The following is a 24,101-nucleotide window of genomic DNA, read 5'->3' on the forward strand; positions in this document are numbered from 1 at the left end:
AGTCGCTGATGGTGCAGCAACCGGAAATACAAGATATCTATCCTTTATCTTTTATGCAGGAGGGCATGCTGTTTCACTCGCTGTTGGATCAGGAATCTAGAGCCTACTTTGAACAGGCATCATTTACGATAAACGGCTCGCTTGATACAGAACGGTTTCAAAAAAGTTTAGACGCGCTGATTGAACGCTATGATATTTTCCGCACTGCGTTTATACACAAAAATGTGGCAAAGCCGCGCCAAGTCGTGTTAAAAGAGCGGCAAAGCCGCCTTCAATTTGTTGATATTTCTCATCTAGACGAGACGGCTAAAGAAACATTTGTCGATCAATTCGAACATGACGACAAGAAAAAAGGATTTGATCTGCAAACAGACCCTCTTATGAGAGTATCTATCTTAAAAAGGGCGCACGAACAATATCATTGTATTTGGAGCCATCATCACATTTTAATGGATGGCTGGTGCTTTGGTATTGTGATGAAAGAATTTCTTGCGATTTACAAGGCTTTAGGAAAAGGGCAGCTTCCTGATTTTGAACCGGTTCATCCGTTCAGCAAGTATATTAAATGGCTGATGCGACAGGATCGAAAAGAAGCTGAAGCCTTTTGGAAAACAAGGCTTATCGATGTCAAACAAACCGCATCACTGCCCAAAACATCATCATCCTCAAAAGGAAAGCTTGAGCAGATGGCATTTACCCTATCTAAAGAACAGACTGAAGGGCTGCGAAAATTGGCCTTGCAAGCAGGCGCGACGCTGAATACGGTTTTTCAGGCATTATGGGGAATCATTCTGCAAAAGATCAACCGCTGTGATGACGCAGTCTTCGGCTCCGTTATTTCCGGGAGGCCGTCTGATCTTGAGGACGTAGAAAAAATGGTCGGGCTTTTCATTAACACCATTCCCGTCCGGGTCAAAAGCGGGCCGGAGTCCTTTTTGACATTGGTCAGCCACTTGCAGCAGGAGTCACTGAAAGCGGAAGCGTACAGTTATTATCCTTTATATGATATTCAGGCGCAAAGCATGCTGAAACATGAGCTGTTTGACCATATTGTCGTATTTGAAAACATACCGGCCCAGCGCGAAATTGAAAGTCTGAATCAGGCTGATGCATTCGATTTCACAGTCGATGATTTCGATATGGATGAAGTTACCAACTATGGATGCAGCATTAAAATCATTCCGGGAAGCTCGCTTTATATTCGCATAAATTTTGATATCGGACTGTATGATCCAGCCATGATGAAAAAAATCGAACTGTATTTACGCCATATCATAGGCTCTGTCATCGCTGATCCCAATCAACAAATCGCACAAATTGCATTGCTTGGCGAAGAAACTGCCAAAAAGATGCTGTACGAATTCAATCAAACAGAGCCCGCTGCACCTTTAGCACCGACGCTGCATAGCTTTTTCACCCGCCGCGCGGCGCTGTCGCCGAACTTGCCGGCGCTTCGTTTTTCCGGCGGTATCTTAACGTACCGAGAGCTTGATCAGTATACCAATCAACTCGCTATTCGGTTGAAGAAAAAAGGCGTCGCCAAAGAAAGTGTGGTCGGCGTGCTCGCCGACCGTTCACCAGAGATGGTGATCGCGGTGCTGGCTGTTTTGAAAGCCGGCGGCGCTTACGTGCCGCTTGATCCAGACTATCCTGAAGAACGGCTCAGATACATGCTCGCCGACAGTGGCGCCCGGCTTCTCGTCACAGGGCCGGGTTTGTCCGTCTCCGGATTTTCCGGGGAAACGCTTGAAGTCAATCTGTCATCACTTCGAACGGAACCAGCGGAGAACGAACCGGTTTGCGCTCATACGGATGGCGGCTCACTCGCCTATGTCATCTATACATCCGGTTCAACCGGGACACCGAAGGGCGTCGCGGTTGAGCACCGACAGGCTGCCGCCTTTTTGTCCGGGATGCAACGCCAGTTCCCATTAACTGAAGATGATGTCATCGTGCTCAAGTCATCGTTTTCATTTGATGCTTCGATCTGGCAGTTGTTTTGGTGGATGATTCCCGGCGCCTCCATGTATTTGCTTCCGCAGGGCTGGGAGAAGGATCCCGCTTTAATGACAGAAGCCTTCACAAACGAAGGAGTGACAACGGCGCATTTTATCCCGGCGATGGCCAACAGCTTTTTAGACCAGGTCGAGATGGAAACAGAGGAGAAAAGGACAAGCCTTGCGAAAACCTTGAAACGCGTATTCGCCGGAGGTGAAGCACTCGCTCCCCAGACAGCCGCCCGATTTGCCCGGTCTTTGCCGGAGACTGCGGTCATTCACGGCTACGGGCCGACAGAAGCTACAGTGGATGCCGCATTTTTTCGGTACGACCATGAAAAAGACAGGGAACGGATGCGGCTTCCGATCGGAAAACCTGTACCGGGAGCCCGTCTTTATATTTTAGACAGTGAGAAAGCTGTCCAGCCCATAGGGGTGGCCGGAGAACTGTATATCGCAGGCGCGGGTGTCGCAAGGGGCTATTTGAACCGTCCGGAGCTGACAGAAGAACGGTTTCTCGATGACCCGTTTTATCGAGGGGAACGCATGTATCAAACGGGCGATCTGGCGAGATGGCTCCCGGATGGAACCGTTGAATGGCTGGGCCGCATGGACGGCCAAGTGAAAATCCGCGGCTACCGAATCGAACCGGGAGAAGTCGAAGCGGCGCTTCGCCAGATCGACGGCGTGCGGGAAGCGGCGGTTGTCGCCCGGACAGAAGGGGAGGAAACCGAGCTTTACGCCTATATTGAAGGTCAGGATCAAAAGACCGCAAGGACAGAACTGGGCAAACGCCTGCCGGCCTATATGATGCCTTCATCATTCATCGAGATGCGTGAGTGGCCTGTCACCCCGAGCGGCAAGCTTGACCGCAAGGCGCTGCCCGCTCCCGACGGAGCGGCTGAACGACGCGTTTACACCGCGCCGCGAACCATCACGGAAATGAAGCTCGCCAAGCTTTGGGAAGAGGTGCTGAAATACGGCCCTGCCGGCACTCGCGACCACTTTTTCGAACAAGGCGGCCACTCGCTGAAAGCGACAGCGCTTGTCTCCCGCATTGCCAAAGCCTTTGGCGTGCAAGTGCCGCTGAAGGAGATCTTTGCCAAGCCGACACTGGAAGAGCTCGCCGCCGTGATTCAGGAATTGGATGAAAGCCCGCATGCGGCGATTGAACCGGCGGAAATACAGGACACCTACCCGGTGTCCTCGGCGCAAAAGCGGATGTATGTCCTTCAGCAGCTGGAAGACGGCGGTGTCGGCTACAATATGCCGGCGGCGCTTAAGCTGACAGGACCGCTCGACCGCGCGCGGCTTGATGAAGTATTCAGGCAGCTGATCCGCCGCCACGAATCGCTCAGGACGTCGTTTGAAACCGGGGCAGACGGCGAGCCTGTCCAGCGCATCCATGATGATGTCCCGTTTCAGCTGATGGAGTTGGCGGCGGCTGAAGACTTTGTCCGTCCGTTCCGGCTTCAAGAAGCTCCGCTTTTCCGCGCCGCTCTTGTGAAGGAAGCAGAGGAGAGTCATCTGTTGTTGGTGGACATGCATCACATCATTTCCGACGGGGTGTCTGTCGGCACCTTAATCCGCGAATTCAGCGAGCTGTACGCCAGCCGGACGCTTCACCCGCTGCGGATTCAATATAAAGACTACGCCGTCTGGCAACAGGCATTCAAACAAGGGGAGGCGTACAACAGACAGGAAGCCTATTGGCTGAAGCAGCTCGACGGAGAGCTGCCGGTGCTTGAGCTTCCGGCCGACAACGCCCGCCCGGCGGTACGAAGCTTTGCCGGAGATCATGTGTCCTTTTCACTTGATGCGGACACTTCATCCGGCCTATACAAGATCGCCCGCGACAACGGCTGCACCCTGTATATGGTTCTTCTCGCCGCGTATAGCACGCTTCTTGCCCGGCTCAGCGGACAGGAGGACATCATCATCGGTTCGCCGATCGCCGGAAGGCCGCACAAAGACTTAGAATCTGTCATCGGCATGTTTGTCAACACATTGGCGATCAGGACGCGGCCGGTAGAAAACAAATGTTTCAGCGATTTTTTAAGGGAGGTCCGCGAAACGGCGCTTGAAGCGTACGAACATCAGGATTATCCGTTTGAGGAGCTTGTCGACCGGCTTGATGTCGTCCGTGATATGAGTCGCAATCCGTTGTTTGACGTTATGTTCGCTCTGCAAAATATGGAGCGGGAATCACTGACTCTGCATGACTTGCATTTGACGACTATAGCTCATGACGCCCATAAAGTCTCTAAGTTTGATATGACTCTTTATGCAGCTGAAGAAGATCAAGAGACAATCCGTTTTGATGTTGAATTCAATACAGACATCTATCAAAAACAAACGATAAAGAAATGGCTTTCCTACTATATTCATATTCTCCATCATGTGATCGAACATCAGAACATTCATCTCGGAGATATCCATGTATTAGATGAACATGAGACAAGCTCATTCATTCACACATTTAATCAGACAAAACAAGACTACCCGAAACACGAAACGATCAGCCGTTTATTTGAATATCAAGCAGCCAAAACACCTCACGCCCCGGCCGTTATATATGACAGGCAAACCTTGACTTACCGTGAACTAAACCAACGCGCCAACAGAATAGCCGCTGCGCTTCGAGCAAATGGCGTCGGTTCAGAAAGTGTTGTCGCACTATTAACAAGTCGCACCCCTGAACTTGCGGTCGGAATTCTAGGTATTTTAAAAGCCGGCGGAGCCTATCTTCCCGTCACTGAAGACATGCCGACAGAACGGCTGGAATGGATGTTGTCTGACAGCAATGCTGTGATGCTCCTCCAATCAGATCGATTAGAATCTCATATGGCAGGAAAACGGTTATTCATAGAAGACATCCAGCTTGAGGCCGGCATTTCAGCAAACAATCCCGAACAGCAGGGCGGTCCTGATTCTCTCGCTTATATCATGTATACATCCGGATCAACCGGCACGCCAAAAGGCGTAATGGTTGAACAGCGCGGCGTCGTCCGTCTCGTAAAAAACAGCGATATGGCATTTTCACCTGAAGACAGGATTTTATTGACAGCGTCATTGGGATTTGACGCGATGACATTTGAAGTATTCGGACCGCTATTAAACGGCGCTTGTTTATACATCAGTGACAAGGAAACTTATTTAGATTCCGATCGGCTCAAGACATTCATACAGCAGAACGGCATCACGACTTTATGGCTGACATCATCCTTATTTAATCAATTATCAGAACAAAATGAACGAACATTTTCCGACCTGTCCAGATTGATTCTCGGCGGAGAAGCCCTGTCGCCAAACCATGTCAATCGCGTTCGCAACACGGCGCCGGATCTCGCGCTATGGAATGGCTACGGCCCAACGGAAAACACAACATTCTCAACGTGCTTCCGGATCGAACACGAGTATAAGCATTCCATTCCGATCGGCCGCCCAATCGCTAATTCAACCGCTTATATTGTCAACAGCCGCGGGAGATTGCAGCCTATGGGTGTCATCGGAGAATTATGCGTTGGCGGGGACGGGCTAGCCAGAGGCTACTTCGGGAGACCTGAACTGACGAAAGAAAAATTTGTGCCAAATCCCTTCACACCTGGTGAACGAATGTACCGGACCGGTGATTTGGCCCGCTGGCTGAAGGATGGGACGATTGATTATATCGGCCGGATGGATGATCAAGTTAAAATTCGCGGCTACAGGATTGAGCTGGGAGAAATTGAAGCAGCATTGCGGCAGATTGACGGTGTCAAAGAAGCCGCCGTCATCGTGCGAACCGGTCCCTCAGGACATAAAGAACTCCTTGCCTATATGAGTCTGCAAGCGGAAATGAATATCGAGAAAGTCAGATCTCTTCTTTCTCAGCAATTGCCCGGGTTTATGATCCCGGCGCATTTGGTTGAGCTTGCCGCCTTGCCTCTGACACAAAACGGAAAGCTCGACAGAAGAGCGCTGCCTGAGCCGGAGACCACAGCAATCAACACAGCATACGCCCCTCCGCGCAACCAGCTGGAGGAGCGGCTTGCCGTGATCTGGCAAGAGGTGCTCGGCGTTGAAAAAGTCGGGATTGAGGATTCGTTTTTCGAACTGGGAGGCGATTCGATTAAAGCCCTCCAAGTATCTGCGCGCCTTGGACGGTTTGACTTGAAAATCACGGCAGGCGACTTATTCCGCCATCCAACTATTAAAGAAGCCGCGCCTCTCATCCGCAAGACTGAGAGAAATATAGATCAGCGGCCGATTGAAGGAGAAGTACCTTGGACGCCCGTTCAGCGCTGGTTCCTCGCACAGCATATCGAAGAGAGGCAGCATTTCAACCAATCTGTCATGCTTCATAGCTCAGAAGGATTTCAGGAACAGCCGCTTCGAACAGCTTTACAGCATCTTGTCATCCATCATGATGCCCTCCGCATGACAATCATCGATGACGGCGGCCAGCTGCAGCAATTTAACAGGGGAATTCATGGAGAACTTTACAGCCTGAACATAAGAGACCTTTCTAAAACGGCACAATGGGAGAAGCTGATTGAAGACGAAGTCGCTGATTTGCAGCGCAGTATCCATTTGCAAACAGGCCCACTGCTAAAAGCAGGCTTGTTCAACACAATGTCGGGAACTTATTTATTTCTCACCATTCATCATTTGGTCGTCGACGGGGTCTCATGGCGGATTTTGCTTGAGGATTTATCGGCAGCATACAGTCAGGCGGCCGCAGGACAACCGGTTCAGCTTCCGCGGAAAACGGACTCATACCAATATTTCGCAAACCGGCTTGCCGAATACGCAGAGAGCAGCAAGGTCATTCGCGAACAATCGTATTGGCGCACTGTTGAAAAAGAAAAAGCCGCTTTACTTCCTTGTGAAAAACCGCATAGCGCTGCGGACAACATTCGGAAAACGGAAAGCTTTACCCTTTCCGAAGAAGACACACACGTTTTAATCCACAAGGTTAACAACGCCTACAACACAGACACCCAGGATATTCTGCTGACGGCAGCATCATTAGCCCTGTGTGATTGGATGGGAGAGAGGAAACTGCGGATCGCGATGGAAGGACACGGGAGAGATCACACCCTACCTGAATTGGATATCAGCCGGACAGTCGGCTGGTTTACCACAATATATCCTGTGTTGATTGATTTACATCATGCAGCCGAAGGCGAGTTGGGGCTGGCAGTGAAAACAGTCAAAGATACACTCGGCAGAATACCGGACAAAGGAATGGGATACGGCATTTTGAAATATTTAACATCCTCTGAAAACAAAACAATCCAGTTCGGCAAAGCGCCTGAAATCGGTTTTAACTATTTAGGGCAATTCAATGATACAGAACGCCAACAAAAGTTCAGCTTTTCGGGGCTTGCAAGCGGGAAAGACATTACACCTACATGGCAGCGTGAGCAAACGCTGGAAATGAGCGCCATGGTAAGGCAAAATCAGCTGCATTTCAATTTGAGCTATCCGCCAAGCCGGTTCCATACAACAACAATGAAACAGCTGCTGCACATGGTGAAACATAATTTGCACCAAATCATCAAACATTGCGCACATAAACAAGAAACAGAGAAAACGGTCAGCGATTTTAGCAGCCAATCGTTAACAGCGGAAGATTTGGACAATATTGCGAGCTTTGTCGAGGAACTGTAGGAACAGGAGGCAGGGAAAAAATATGACAAAAAAACATGAGATTCAGGATATTTATCCGCTTTCTTATATGCAGGAAGGGATGCTATTTCACACCCTTCTTAACAAGGACACACAGGCATACGTCGAACAAGCCTCATTTTCAATGACAGGAAAGGTTGACACAGACATTTTTCAGAAAAGCATCACTGCTCTGTGCGCCCGGCACGATATTTTCAGAACGATTTTTGTCAGTCAAAATGTATCCGTTCCGCAGCAGGTCGTCTTAAAAGAACGGACGATCACAATTGAAGAAAAAGATCTGACTCATTTGGACCGATCCGGCCAGCTCAGATTGATCGATGACGTCAAAAAAACAGACAGAGCCAAAGGATTTCATTTGCAAAAAGATGGATTGATGCGCGTCATCCTTTTTAAAACAGGGGAACGCGAATTTACATGCATATGGAGCTTCCATCACATCATTATGGACGGCTGGTGCCTCGGGATTGTCCTGAAGGAGTTTTTCCATATATACGCTTCCCATTTGCACCAAACACCATTAAAGCTTGAGCCTGCTGTGCCTTACAGAACTTATATTCAATGGCTGATGGAGCAGGACAAAGAAGCCGCCGCCCGGTACTGGGAGGGTTATCTTGAAGGATATGACCAACAGAGCCGGATGCCGAAGCAAAAAAAAGCGGGCGCCAAAAGCAGACAAGAAGAAGTCACCTTTTCCCTTTCTAAAACAGTTACGGATAAGCTGAAAGAGCTGGCCGCAAAGGAAGAAGTCACATTGAGCACTATTTTTCACACGCTTTGGGGAATGTTGCTTCAAGCCTATAACCAGACGGATGATGCGGTTTTCGGTTCGGTTATTTCCGGCAGGCCGTCTGAAATTGCAGGGATAGAGCGGATGATCGGCCTTTTCATTAACACGGTGCCGGTGCGTGTTACCGGTACAAAAGTGCCTTTTGTGAAACTGATTAAACAAGTGCAAAAAGATGCGCTGAATGGGCAGCCGTACAGCTACCACCCGCTCTATGAGATACAGGCGGAATCCGCCGTCAAACAAGGCTTAATCGACCATATTCTTGTTTTTGAAAATTATCCTGTTGAAAAAGAAATCGCACTGCTGAACAGTGGACAAGATGCAGAGGATCTGTTTCGCATTCATGATTTCAACATGGAAGACGAGACCAACTACAGCTTTTATCTCATGGTAGCACCAGGTGAAAACATTCATCTCAAAATGAGATTTGATTCCGGCATTCATGAACGTTCTTTCATCGAAAGCGTCAAAGGCCATTTGCAGCATATCATCGCACAAGTGCTGGAAAATCCGAATTTGACCCCGGAGAAATTGACGATCACAACACAGCAGGAACAAAAAGACCTGCTCAGCACGTTGAAAATAGAGACTAAACAGCGTGAATATGAAACGATCCAGTCGATGTTCGAACGTCAGGCGGCACAATCTCCTGATGAAAAAGCAATTCACTATGAAGGGCTGTCGATCACTTATAAAGAGCTGAATGAAATGGCCAACAAACTTGCACGCCTTCTCCGAAAACGGGGTGTCAAACGCCAGGAGCCGGTCGCGATCATGGTCGAACGTTCTCCCGCATTAGCGGCGGGAGTACTCGGCATTTTAAAAGCGGGCGCGGCATTTGTTCCGATTGACCTGAGCCATCCTGCCGAACGCATTCGCTATTGCATAGAAAACAGCGGCTGTCAGCACATAGTATCACAGCATCCTGTGGCGGCTTTAGCAAAGTCAGCCGCAACAAAACGATCTGTGACATTCATAGAAGAAGCAGATGCGGAAAGCGACGGAAGCAATGTCGAGACGGTAAACACTGCGGAAGATTTGCTTTACATCATGTATACATCTGGAACAACGGGGAAGCCGAAGGGTGTTTTATTTGAACATCGAAATATGGCCAATTTGCTTCATGACCAATTTGAAAACTCACGTATTGATTTCAAAACAAATGTGCTCCAGTATGCATCTTGTGCGTTTGACGTCTGCTATCAAGAATTGTTTACAACTTTGCTTAGCGGCGGCACGCTTTGCATCGCGCCTGAATCAATCAAGCGCGACCCAGCTCAGTTGTTTTTGTTGATCAATACACAGCGAACAGAAGTCGTCTTTTTCCCGACGGCTTTTGTGAAGATGCTTTTTAATGAGGAACACTATGCGAACCACTTTCCAAACTGTGTGAAGCATGTCATCACTGCGGGGGAGCAATTGACGGTCTCGCATATTTTTAAGGCATTGCTCAAGCGGCACGGCATACACTTGCATAATCATTACGGCCCGGCGGAAACCCATGTCGTCTCGACATGCACCATTCATCCTGAGGGCGACATCCCGGATTCTCCGCCGATCGGAAAACCGATCAGCCATAACGCCATGTATATCCTTGACAAATACAAACGACTTCAGCCCTGCGGTGTAGCAGGAGAGCTTTATATATCAGGTGCGAGCGTCGGGAGAGGATATGTCAACAATCCAATCTTGACAAAACAGAAATTTTTGCCCGATCCATTCAGAGCGGGAGCCGTCATGTATCGAACAGGAGATATAGCAAGGCTTCGTGCAGACGGACAAATGGACTATATCGGCCGGACGGATGATCAAGTGAAAATCAGGGGCTACCGGGTCGAACCTAAGGAAATAGAGGTGACATTGGCAAATCATCCTGCTGTTAAGGAAGCGGTTGTCCTGGTTCAAAAAGACAGTGAAGGGGAACATGAATTGTGCGCATACTACAGCACACGGAAACCGATCGACCCTTCTGCATTGCGTCATGATTTGGCCGACGCCATCCCTGACTACATGATGCCAGTAAAATGGACTGCTGTGCCAGCGATTCCGCTTACAGCAAATGGAAAAGTCGATAAAAGCGCCCTCCCAGAACCGACATCATCGCATCAGTCATACGCCGCACCTCGCAATTTGAACGAGCTCAGGCTTTCACAGCTTTGGGAAGGTCTACTGAAAAGGGGGCCGGTCGGCATCCGTGACAACTTTTTTGAACTGGGCGGCCATTCTTTAAAAGCAACATCGCTCATCTCTCGCATCGCCAAAGAATGGAACGTTCAGATTCCGTTAAGTGATGTCTTTGCCCATCCGACCGTAGAAGGGTTGGCAGCAGTCATCAGTGAAGCGGAAGAAAACCCGTTTGCTTCGATTCAGCAAATAGAGAAGAAGGAGACATATCCGGTTTCTTCCGCACAAAAACGGATGTATGTTCTGCACCAGCTCGATGGCGGAGGAGTCAGCTACAACATTCCGGCCGTTTTGGAGCTGACAGGCGAGCTCGATCAACAGAGAGTGGAAGCTGTATTTCGCGAACTGATCCGCCGGCATGAACCCCTTAGGACATCATTCGAAGCAGGAGAAGACGGCGAGCCGGTGCAGCGGATTCATGAAAAGGTGCCGTTTGCTTTTTCAAACGAATCTTCATCTGAATCATTTATCCGGCCGTTTGATCTTGGAAAGGCTCCGCTTTTCAGGGCGGGCTTAGCGACCATTGAAAAAGGACGATATCTGCTTTTAGTGGACATGCACCATATTATTTCAGACGGTGTCTCCATCCAATTGCTCATGCAGGAATTCAGCGAGCTGTATAAAGGACTTGAACTGGCTCCGTTGCGCATTCAATACAAAGACTATGCAGCATGGCAAGAAACATTCAAAACAAGCGACATATACAAACGGCAAGAATTGTATTGGCTCAAACAACTGGCCGGTGAGCTGCCAGTGCTCGAATTGCCGACGGACAAACCGCGGCCCCCGGCAAAAAGCTTTGCAGGTGACCGGGTTACGTTCGAGATCAGTCAGGATCTTACATCACGTTTACAACAGCTCGCAGGAGAAAACAGATGCACACTGTATATGACGCTTCTTGGGATATACACCGTTTTATTATCACGGCTAAGCGGGCAGGAAGAGATCATTGTCGGTTCGCCGATCGCGGGCAGACCGCATGCTGACCTGGAATCCGTGCTCGGAATGTTTGTGAACACATTGGCTTTTCGAACACGTCCGGTGAGCGGAATATCTTTCAAACAATATTTACAGGACATTCGAGAAACAGCGCTAGAAGCCTATGAACACCAGGACTATCCGTTAGAGGAGCTGGTTGACCGCCTCGGCGTTCAGCGGGAGATGAGCCGAAATCCGCTCTTTGATACAACGTTTGCACTGCAAAATATGGAGCGGCAACAATTGTCGATGGAGGGGCTTGAGCTTCGGCAGAAAGATATCAGCCACCCGATTTCTAAATTCGACCTGTCACTGTACATGGCCGAAAGCGGCGGACAAATATATTGTCAGTTTGAATACAGTACAGATTTGTTTGAACGGAAAACGATTCAAAAATGGGCCGATTTTTTTAAAACGTTGGCTAAAAACGCTGCACAGCATCCGGAGCTGGAACTGGACCATTTGTCAATCCTTTCGAAAAAGGAAGAAAGCGTACTTCTGCAAAACTTCAGCCCGATGCAAAAAATCGATTTCCCACTGGATCAGCCGCTTCATCATCAGCTCGAGCAGCAGGCAGAAAAGACGCCTGATCGTCCGGCCGTTTTGGCGGATGGCGTCTCCATCTCCTACAGAGAACTGAATGAACGGGCCAATCAAATTGCATGGAAGCTAATTGGCCTCGGTATTCAACAGGAAGATGTGATTGCCGTGATGGGGAGACGTTCACCAGATATGCTGATTGGAATTTATGGCATTTTAAAAGCGGGAGCTGCTTACGTGCCGATCGACCCTGACTATCCTGAAGAACGAATCCGTTTTTTAATGAAGGACAGCGGCGCAAAGACCTTGCTTGCAGAATCTAATCCATCGATGTTTGAGGGAACCATTTTGCCGCTAGATGGCGGGCGCGGGAATCACGGAGAAGCGGCAGCCAATCCGAATCTCCCGGTACCGCCCGATGCCTTGGCCTATATCATCTATACATCCGGCTCAACGGGACGCCCAAAAGGCGTCATGGTGGAACACAGGTCCGCGGTCAATTTTTTATACTCACTGCAAACCCGCTACTCACTTAACGACTCGGACATCATTCTGCATAAAACGTCTTACTCGTTTGATGCTTCAATATGGGAGCTGTTCTGGTGGCCATTCGCCGGGGCTTCTGTTTATCTGCTTCCTCAAGGAGGGGAAAAAGATCCTGAAATCATCTTAAAAGCGCTGGAGGAAAAGGAAGTTACAGCCGCTCATTTTGTCCCTTCTATGCTTCACTCATTCTTGGAATATATGAATCATAGAAAAAAACCGGCCGACATCAGACATTTAAAAAGAGTCTTTGCAGGCGGCGAGCAGCTGGGGGCGCACCTCGTCTCCCGTTTTCATGAGCTTCTGCCGAGGGTGGAATTGACAAATTCCTACGGACCGACGGAAGCGACGGTAGAAGCGGCATACTTTGATGTCCCTAAAAGGAAAACACTTGACCATGTCCCGATCGGCCGATCAGGACACAATATGAGACTCTATATTTTAAATAAAAAACGGCAGCTTCTGCCGTTCGGCTGTCGAGGGGAACTGTATATCGCAGGCGCGGGCGTCGCAAGGGGCTATTTGAACCGTCCGGAGCTGACAGAAGAACGGTTTCTCGATGACCCCTTTTATTCAGGGGAACGCATGTATCAAACGGGTGATCTGGCGAGATGGCTTCCGGACGGCACCGTTGAATGGTTGGGCCGCATGGACGGTCAAGTGAAAATCCGCGGCTACCGGATCGAACCGGGGGAAGTCGAAGCGGTGCTTCGCCAGATCGACGGCGTGCGGGAAGCGGCGGTTATCGCACGGACAGAAGGGGAGGAAACCGAGCTTTACGCCTATATTGAAGGTCAGGATCAACAAACTGTAAGGACAGAGCTGGGCAAACGCCTGCCGGCCTATATGATGCCTTCAGCCTTCATCGAGATGAAAGAGTGGCCTGTCACCCCGAGCGGCAAGCTTGACCGCAAGGCGCTGCCCGCTCCCGACGGAGCGGCTGAACGACGCGCTTACACCGCCCCGCAAACCATCACGGAAATGAAGCTCGCCAAGCTTTGGGAAGAGGTGCTGAAATACGGCCCTGCCGGCATTCGCGACCACTTTTTCGAACAAGGCGGCCACTCGCTGAAAGCGACTGCGCTCGTCTCCCGCATCGCCAAAGCGTTTGGCGTGCAGGTGCCGCTGAAAGAGATTTTCGCCAAGCCGACACTGGAAGAGCTTGCAGCCGTGATTCAGGAATTGGATGAAAACCCATATGCGGCGATTGAACCGGCGGAAATACAGGACACCTACCCGGTGTCCTCGGCGCAAAAGCGGATGTATGTCCTTCAGCAGCTGGAAGACGGCGGTGTCGGCTACAATATGCCGGCAGCGCTTAAGCTGACAGGACCGCTCGACCACGCCCGGCTTGATGAAGTATTCAGGCAGCTGATCCGCCGCCACGAATCGCTCAGGACGTCGTTTGAAACCGGGGCTGACGGCGAGCCTGTCCAGCGCATCCATGATGATGTCCCGTTTCAGCTGATGGAATTGGCCGCGGCTGAAGACTTTGTCCGTCCGTTCCGGCTTCAAGAAGCGCCGCTTTTCCGCGCCGCTCTTGTGAAGGAAGCAGAGGAGAGCCACCTGTTGTTGGTAGACATGCATCACATCATTTCCGACGGGGTGTCTGTCGGCACCTTAATCCGCGAATTCAGCGAGCTTTACGCCAGCCGGACGCTTCACCCGCTGCGGATTCAATATAAAGACTACGCCGTCTGGCAACAGGCATTCAAACAAGGGGAGGCGTACAACAGACAGGAAGCCTATTGGCTGAAGCAGCTCGACGGAGAGCTGCCGGTGCTGGAGCTTCCGGCCGACAACGCCCGCCCGGCGGTGCGAAGCTTTGCCGGAGATCATGTGTCCTTTTCACTTGATGCGGACACTTCATCCGGCCTTTACAAGATCGCCCGCGACAACGGCTGCACCCTGTATATGGTTCTTCTCACCGCGTACAGCACGCTTCTTGCCCGGCTCAGCGGACAGGAGGATATCATCATCGGTTCGCCGATCGCCGGAAGGCCGCACAAAGACTTAGAACCCGTCATCGGCATGTTTGTCAACACATTGGCGATCAGAACGCATCCGGCCGAAAACAAATGTTTCAGCGATTTCTTAAAGGAGGTCCGCGAAACGGCGCTTGAGGCATTTGAACATCAGGATTATCCGTTTGAGGAGCTTGTCGACCGGCTTGATGTCGTCCGTGATATGAGCCGCAATCCGTTGTTTGACGCTATGCTTGTCGTACAAAATATGGATCGCCAAGAGCTTTTCCTGGATGGACTGCATATTCAGCCTGCCGATATGCCTCAAACTGGGGCGAAGTTTGATCTGACGCTGCAAGTTTCAGAAGGGGATGAACGCATACACTTTCGGTTTGAATATGCATCATCTTTATTTAAACAAGATACGATCGAACGCTGGGCATCACATTTCACGACAATGCTTCAGCACATTGTCCACGCGCCGCAGACAGCGTTGCCTGCCATCAGCATGCTGACAGCTAAAGAACAACAGCTGCTGAGGACAAACTTTAACAGGATGCCGGAACAACACGGCCCTAACATAACCGTTCACGAATTATTCGCCCGCCAGGCGGCAAAATCGCCGGGTGCAACTGCACTTATCACTCGGGAAGGGGTGCTCACTTATCACGAATTAGACGAATGGTCCAACAAAATAGCGAGAACATTGCAAAATCAAGGGATTGGTCCGGATCTCACTGTAGGTATTATGATTCCTAAATCAACAGGCTTGATCGCAGCCGTTCTCGGAACCTGGAAAGCAGGGGGCGCCTATGTCCCAATTGATCTTGGATATCCGGACGAGCGCAAACAATATGTATTAGCCGACAGCGGAGCTAAACTGCTGATCACCGATAAAAAAACAATTCATCAAGTACCTGATGGTTTTAAAGGCGAAGTGCTTCTGATTGAAGATGTACAGGAACAGGACACCTCACCTATTCTAACTGCATCCGGGCCTGATCATTTGGCTTATATCATTTATACATCAGGTACGACGGGCAAGCCAAAAGGCGTCATGGTGGAACACAGAGGAGTCGCTTATACAGTTCAGTGGCGCAGTGCTTTTTATGAATTTCATGATCATGATATCGCGCTTCAGCTTTCCTCATTTTCTTTTGACGCATTTGTCACAAGTATGTTTGCGCCGCTTATATCAGGAGTGCAAACCGTTATCCCAGCTGAGGAAGAAGCGAAAGACATTCTCGCTATTAAACAATATCTAGCCGATTACGGCATTACGCATATGAATCTCGTTCCGATTCTATACCGGACACTGCTTGACGTATTGCAGCCGGAAGATGTACAAACACTGCGACTTGTCACATTAGGAGGCGAAGCGATTGAACCGAATTTGCTGGATCGCAGTTTCTCGCTCAGCCCTGACATAGAGATTTCCAATGAATACGGGCCGACAGAGAGCAGCATCACGGCCACTGCGGCCAGAAGATTGAAACGAGAAGAAAACATCACGATCGGCCGGCCGATCGGCTATACAAATGTTTATATTTTAAAAGGAGATCACTTGCAGCCTATCGGTGTCACCGGAGAACTTTGCATTACAGGACCGGGGCTTGCAAGAGGATATATCAATCTTCCTGAGCAAACGGCAAAAGCTTTCGTTCAAGATCCGTTCCATCCAGATCAGCGCATGTATCGGACGGGGGATTTGGCGAAATGGCTGCCGGACGGCACATTGCAGTATGTCGGCAGGATGGATGAACAAGTCAAGATCAGAGGCTACCGAATCGAGATAAAAGAAGTGGAAGCGGCACTCTCCGGCCTTGCCGTAGTAAAAGAAGCGGCAGTGGTGGATTCTGTTACCGCAGCAGGTCATAAGGAACTGTGCGCTTATATCGTTGTTGAAGACGGCGCAGATTGCGGCATGGTGCGCAAAGCTTTGGCCAAAAAAGTGCCGTCTTACATGGTACCGGCGTTTTTCCAAACGCTTGATGCATTGCCTACCATGCCAAACGGGAAGCTGAATAAGCCCGCACTGGCAAAGATCCCGCACAAGGGAGAGACTAGGCAAACATTTACGGCTCCGGCCACTGATATTGAAAAAGAATTGGCTGCCATCTGGCGCGGGGTGCTCGGTGTGGACAAGATCGGAATTGATGAATCATTTTTTGAGCTTGGCGGAGATTCCATTAAGGCATTGCAAGTCTCCGCGAGATTGCATCAATCAGGAAAGCAATTGGCCGTAAAAGATATCTTCAGCCATCCGACAATCCAAGAATTGGCGCCATATGTCCGTTTATCACAACAACCGATCAGCCAAGCATCTGTAGAAGGCGAGATGACATGGTCACCGGTGCAAAAATGGTTCCTGTCTCAAGATATAAAAGAAGCCCACCATTTTAATCAGTCAGTTATGCTGCATCGGTCAAATCCGTTAGATGAAGATGCATTGAGGAAAACGCTAAAAGCGATAACCGTCCATCACGATGCACTCAGGCTCATATGCGCCAAAGATGAACAAGGGAACTTGCGCCTGTACAATCGTCCAGCGAACATCGGAGAGGACCAGCTTTACAACTTGCGAATCTTCAATCTGGCCGGCGAACCAAAAGATCATGAACACATCATCAAACACCAAGTTCGTGAGCTGCAAAAAGCAATGGACTTGGAAAACGGGCCGCTGGTGCAAGTCGGGCTTTTCCGCTCAAGCGAAGGAGATGACCTGTTTCTTGCTATCCATCACTTGGCCGTCGACGGCATATCATGGCGGATTATCCTGGAAGACTTGGCATCCGTCTATGAGCAGGCGATTCGCGGAGATGACATAGCACTCCCGCCAAAAACCGCATCATTCCAGACATATACCGAGCAATTAGCCAAGTATGCAGAAAGCCGGCGGTTATTACAGCAAGCAGATTATTGGCGCGCCATCGAACAACATGAAACAGTTGCACTGCCAAAAGATCAGACACATATCGACAAAACCGCTTTGAAAAAACGTAACACCGTATCATTTACTTTAGCTCAACAAGAAACAGACGCGATACTAAAAGATGTGCACAATGCTTACAATACGGATACCCAAGACCTGCTATTGGCGTCAGCGGTACTCGCTATATGGCAATGGGTGCCGCAAAAGGCACTAAAAATCGCGCTTGAAGGGCATGGCCGTCAATCTGAGGCGGCACATCACGATATCAGCCGAACTGTAGGGTGGTTTACTTCCATATATCCAGTATTGCTTCAACTTGAACCCAATACATGGGATGACCATCATGAAGAATATATGATCCGCGCATTAAAAATAACAAAAGATACGTTAAGGCGGATACCTGATAAAGGATTTGGATACGGTGTTCTCAAATATATGACACCGCCTGAAAAAGTAAAGATCAAATTCGGCAAAGCACCTGATATCACCTTTAACTATTTAGGACAATTTGAAATCGGAAACCGTGCGCAAACCGAAACAGAACAGCTTGATGCATTTACATTTTCTCCTTTGGGGGGCGGCGAAGATATCACCGGCACTTGGAAGCGTGAACAGTCGCTGGATATCAGCGCACTCGTAGCCGAAGGCAAACTGACCGTTAACATGACATATGAAACAGGGCGTTTTCAAAAAGAAACCATTGAGCGGCTTTCCCAAGATTGTCAGTACTATCTTAGAAAGCTGATGAACCATTGCCTCGGCAAAACTGAAACAGAAAAGACCGTCAGCGACTTTGATGATCGCGAGCTGACCGAGGAAGCTTTTAAAAATATAACCGACTTACTCGGATTTCATTAAACGAGCGGAGGGAAACAATGGATCATACACAAAAAATCCAAAACATTTATCCTTTAAGCCACATGCAGGAAGGAATGCTTTTTCATTCTTTCCTGCAAGACGAAGGAACCGCATATATTGAACAGTCCGTCTTCACAATAAGGGGTCAGCTCCATTTAGACTGGTTTCAACAAAGTGTCCAATCGATCATTGACCGCCACGATATTTTCAGAACGGTTTTTTTGCCTCATGTTGCCGGGCTGAAAGAACCGCGCCAGGTCGTTTTACGCGATCGATCCTTTCAGTTGCATGCTGAAGACTTGACCGAAATGCCGGAGACCGATCAAACCGCATATATCAGCCAGTTTAAAGAGCGGGATCGGCAGAAAGGCTTCAATCTGCAAAAAGATATGCTGATGCGTATTTCTCTGTTCAAAACGGCGCCGGAACAACACGTATGTGTATGGAGCCATCACCACATTTTAATGGACGGCTGGTGTCTCGGGATCGTGCTGCAAGAATTTATGCAGTTGTACGAAGCCATCTATACGGGTGAATCTGTGCCTTTAGATCCTGTTCAGCCATACAGCGCATATATTTCCTGGTTGTATGATCAGGACAAAGACAAAGCCAAGGAATATTGGAAGAACTACTTGACAGACTTCAATGCGCCAACAGGTCTTCCGAAAGTGTCTGCAAAACCTGCTGAAAAGGGATATCGGCAGAAAGAGCTGATGTTTTCATTAGACCGAAAGTTGACAGCCAGACTCAAAACAATCGCCAAACAGCATGGAGCCACACTCGCCACTCTCATACAAACCGTGTGGGGCTTAATGCTTCAGCGCTATAACCGGACAGATGATGTCGTGTTCGGCTCTGTCGTTTCCGGCCGTCCTTCCGTGATTCCGGGCGTTGAGAAGATCATCGGTTTATTTATCAATACTGTGCCGGTGCGAATCAAGACCGAGAGCGAAAATGAAACCTTTTCAGAGCTGCTTCGCCGCTCCCAAAAAGAAAGGCTCGCTCAAGACATGTTCAACTTTTATCCATTGGCTGACATTCAGTCGCAAATCACTTTCAAACAGCATGCGATTGACCATATTTTCGTTTTTGAAAACTACCCTTTGCAGCAAATGCAAGACTCGGCAAACCGCGCCGAATCACCGCTTCAGATCGAAAATGTAAAAGTGTCGGAGCAATCAGGCTACAACTTCAACCTCATGATTGCCCCGGATGATGAACTTGTCATCAAGTTCATCTACAATGCAAACGTTTATGATGAATCATGGATTGACTGTGTGAGGGGCCACCTGCTGGAAGCTTTGCGAAGAGCGGCGGAGGACACCGATATCCCCGCCTCCAGGCTGCCGATGATCGCGCCTGACGAAAAAGCCCGGATCATCGGGGAATTCAACGATACAAAAACAGATTACGATACGAACAAAACAATCACTGACTTGTTTTCCAATCAAGTAGAGAAAACGCCGGATCATATCGCACTACATGCCGGCGGCTTGACGATGACATACCGGGAGCTGGATCAAACATCCACTGCATGGGCCCGCATCTTCCAAGAACAAGGCTTAAAGAAAAACGGAATTGCCGGCATTTTAGCAGAGCATTCACCTGAATTCATCATCGGAGTTCTTGCCGTTTTGAAAGCGGGCGGCGCCTATCTCCCGCTCGATGCCGAACTGCCGCCTGAACGGATCAGCTGCATGCTGAAAGAAAGCGGGGCGGACGTATTGGCCGTTCAGAAAGGACTCAAGACGAACATTGATTTTCCGAAAAAAGTGTTGATATCCAAGGAAGCGCAATTGGCACCTGTCAGCGCTATCAACATAAATACGCGTCCGGATGATCTGGCTTATATCATGTATACATCAGGTTCGACAGGCAAACCAAAGGGCGTTATGATTTCGCACCGCAATGTCGTATCACTGATCTCAAACAGCAATTACACATCAGCCGATACAAATGACCGATTGATCTTAACCGGTTCACTCGGCTTTGACGCCATCACATTTGAAATATTCGGAGCGCTCCTGAAAGGAGCATCTCTTCATGTTATTGACCGCTCGACGATGTTGACTCCTGCCCGTTTTGGCAGCTATTTGCTTCACCATGATATCACAGTGCTGTTTTTAACAACGGCTCTCTTTAACCAGCTGGCACAAGCCCAGCCGGACATGTTTTCAGGGCTCTCCACTTTATATGTCGGCGGGGAAGCTTTGACGCCTGCACTGATGAATACGGTCAGACATCGGTGCCCAAACCTGAAGCTTTATAACATATATGGTCCGACGGAAAATACAACATTCTCTACATTTTATGAAGTCAAGCAAGATTTTTCACAAGCGATTCCCATCGGAAAACCGATCAGCAATTCAAATGCCTTTATTGTTGACGAGAGCGGTCAGCTCGCGCCGATCGGCGTTCCCGGCGAACTTTGCGTCGGCGGCGATGGGGTTGCAAAAGGATATTTGCACAGACCTGATTTGACGAGTCAAGCATTTGTAGAGCATCCGTTTCAACCAGGGGAAAAAATGTACAAAACCGGCGATCTGGCGCGCTGGCTGCCAGACGGCAACTTAGAATATATTAGCCGGATGGACCGGCAAATCAAAATTCGCGGCAAACGAACTGAACCTGCTGAAATAGAAGCGCGGCTCATCGAGATTGAAGGCGTTCAAGAAGCCGCTGTCATCATTGAAGAAAAAAACGAAGAAGCATTCCTTATCGCATATTATGTAAGCGATGATCAAACAGAGGAAAAAACGATCCGTTCATTACTATCAAGGCAGCTTCCCGACTATATGATTCCTCATGATTGGGTTAAACTGGACCGCATGCCTCTTTCGGCAAACGGCAAAATCGACCGCCGCGCGCTGCCTGCACCTGATCAAAAAACGGCTTTGAAACAGATTGTGCCGCCAAGAAACTGGGTCGAAAAAGAACTGATTGACATATGGAGACCTATCCTTGGCGTGAAGGAGCTCGGTATTGAAGATGACTTTTTCGAACTTGGCGGTCATTCGCTAAAGGCTCTTCAAGTCATTCACCAGCTGAAAAACAGCCAGGGGATCGATATTCCGATTGAATTATTATTCGAGAATCCAACAATCGAACAATTGGCCGAAAAGCTGTTTTCACATGAGCTGCGCGCCTCGGCCGTACAGCATGTCAGCAGACTGAATCCGCCGACCGGAGTGAACCTTTTCTGCTTTCCTCCCATTTCGGGCTTCGGGATATTTTATAAAGATCTCGCTGCCAAGCTAAACGGCAAAGCGACTGTGTACGGATTTAACTTTATTGAAGAAGACAGCCGTATGGAACAATACGTGAACAACATCATCCAAAAACAGCCTCGGGGTCCTTATATCCTGCTGGGATATTCAGCGGGAGGCAACACGGCATTTGAGACTGTCAAAGAAATGGAAAACCGAGGTTTGGAGGTCAGCGATCTCATTATTGTCGATGCATATCAAAAGAAACAAGCATTGCCGCCACAGCCAAGCAGCACCTCGGCAGAACATGTTCCCGCTCACCTCAGGGAAGCAGTCATCAAAAAGACGGCAAACTATCAAAAATATTGGGCACAATTAATCAATGGCGGCCAAATCAACGCAAACATCCACTTTATTGAAGCCGGCATTCAGACGGATCAAATTGACAGATTCATATTGCAAAAATGGGCCGACGCCACAACAAGAAACTATCAAGAGTATAAAGGAGCCGGGCCGCATCAGGATATGTTCGAAACTGCCTTTCTGTCAAAAAACGCCGAGATCATTCAACATATCCTCACAAACAGCGGCAAACATGCAGAGCATTCTCGGTAAAAGCCGTCCAAACACCAACAGGCCCGAGCCAAAACATTGAGAGTTCTAAAGCGATTTCTTAAGCTTTAGGACTTTTTTCTTTCAAATCATCATAAGCTGTAAAGAACAGACAAGACCTGGCTGAACCTATGGCAGGAAACAGGATAAGCTACTTCACTTTCGAATTCGCACAATGAATAAATGAAGACGCTTTCAAATTTCATTTCAGACACTTTTGAATATGAAAGGGGGCATTTTTTTGTTTCAAAAATTGCTAATCGCCAATCGCGGCGAAATCGCACTTCGGATCATTCGAACTTGTAAACGGCTCGGGATTCAGACAGCTGCCGTCTACTCTGAAGCGGATGCTGAGTCCCTGCATGTTAAAGCTGCAGATGAAGCCTGGCTGATCGGCAAACCGCGGGTCAGTGAAAGCTATTTAAATATCGAAAAAATCATCGAAACCTCTAAAAAAGCGGGGGTCTGTGCCATCCACCCGGGATACGGCCTGCTTTCCGAGAACAGCCGTTTTGCCGAAAGATGCCTGCAGGAAAATATCACGTTTATCGGTCCGCCGTCCGATGTGATCGCCAAAATGGGGAGCAAAATTGAAGCAAGGCTAGCGATGGAACAAGCCGGGATTCCCGTCGTTCCCGGCGTGACAAAAAGCTTGGCCGGTCTGAATGAAGCCAAGGCTCTTGCCGAATCCATCGGCTATCCCGTGATGCTCAAGGCTTCTTTTGGAGGCGGAGGCATCGGAATGCAGCTGATTCGCAATGAAGGCGAATTAGCAAAAGCATATGAAGGCAGCCAAAAACGAGCCGCCGATTTTTTCGGAGACGGGGCTATGTACATCGAGAAATATATCGAAGATGCAAGACATATCGAGATTCAGATTTTAACAGACGAATACGGAAATGCCGTCTATCTTTGGGAACGGGACTGTTCGATTCAGAGACGCCAGCAAAAAATCATCGAAGAAGCACCTGCTCCGTTATTCGATGAAAACATGCGCGCGAAGCTCGGTGAAGCGGCCGTGAAAGCCGCGCTGTCGATCGGCTATGCCAACGCCGGGACAATCGAGTTTTTAGTAGACAGCAAGAATCATTTTTATTTTCTCGAGATGAATACCCGCCTGCAGGTCGAACACCCGGTGACAGAGGAAATTACAGGGCTCGACATTGTCGAAGAACAGCTCAATATCGCAGCAGGCAAAGCGCTTCCGTATAAGCAGAAAGACATTCGGCGTGACGGACATGCGATCGAAGTCAGAATCTGTGCCGAAGATCCGAAAACATTTTTCCCTTCGCCGGGACGGATCACTGACCTTAAGCTGCCTGAGCACCCGAATGTCCGTCATGAATGCGCAGCAGCCCCAGGTATGAACATCACACCGTATTACGACCCGATGATCGCCAAGATGATCGTCAAAGGAAATAGCAGAGATGAAGCCATCCGCACATTGGCCGAAGCGCTCTCACAATATCAAGTGAAAGGCATTAAGACAAATATTCCGTTGCTTGAAGACATCGTACGTTCTGACGAATTCCGAAAAGGCGGGGTCCAAACCGATTTTATCAGTCGTTATCAGTCAAAATGAAATTAAGGAGGCGTGCCATGAATACTGTTGTCATCAATATGGCGGGAAACGTGTGGAAAATATTAGTGAAAGCAGGAGACAAAATCGAAAAAGGGCAGGAAGTCGCCATTTTAGAATCGATGAAAATGGAGATTCCGATTGTCGCCGAAACGGCCGGCACCGTCAAAACCGTCAGAAAAAACGAAGGTGATTTTGCCGATGAAGGAGATGTCTTATTGGAGCTTCAATAAGGTCTGGAGGAT

The 24,101-nt window shown here is 49.0% G+C and carries 5 protein-coding genes; all 5 read left to right on the forward strand.

Features of this window, described 5'->3' with window-relative positions; translation table 11 throughout:
* Nucleotides 1-8: 8 nt before the first annotated feature.
* The 5 genes from M1D90_RS11255 to M1D90_RS11275 all read left to right on the forward strand — a co-directional run bounded on the left by M1D90_RS11255 (nucleotide 9) and on the right by M1D90_RS11275 (nucleotide 24,089).
* On the forward strand, nucleotides 9-7,652 hold the full coding sequence (locus M1D90_RS11255; protein WP_456282776.1) for an amino acid adenylation domain-containing protein: 7,644 nt from the start codon (nucleotides 9-11) through the stop codon (nucleotides 7,650-7,652).
* 22 nt (nucleotides 7,653-7,674) lie between these two features.
* Nucleotides 7,675-18,459, forward strand: a complete 10,785-nt coding sequence (locus M1D90_RS11260; protein ID WP_456282777.1) for an amino acid adenylation domain-containing protein — start codon at nucleotides 7,675-7,677, stop codon at nucleotides 18,457-18,459.
* 17 nt (nucleotides 18,460-18,476) lie between these two features.
* Complete coding sequence (locus tag M1D90_RS11265) at nucleotides 18,477-22,280, forward strand: non-ribosomal peptide synthetase (protein WP_205802257.1); 3,804 nt, start codon at nucleotides 18,477-18,479, stop codon at nucleotides 22,278-22,280.
* 238 nt (nucleotides 22,281-22,518) lie between these two features.
* Entirely contained in the window at nucleotides 22,519-23,859 is a 1,341-nt protein-coding gene (locus M1D90_RS11270; RefSeq protein WP_128822499.1) for an acetyl-CoA carboxylase biotin carboxylase subunit, read from the forward strand.
* Nucleotides 23,860-23,876: 17 nt separating this feature from the next.
* Nucleotides 23,877-24,089, forward strand: a complete 213-nt coding sequence (locus M1D90_RS11275) for an acetyl-CoA carboxylase biotin carboxyl carrier protein subunit (protein WP_128822497.1) — start codon at nucleotides 23,877-23,879, stop codon at nucleotides 24,087-24,089.
* Nucleotides 24,090-24,101 lie beyond the last annotated feature (12 nt).

It is taken from the genome of Bacillus sp. JZ34 (assembly GCF_053903205.1).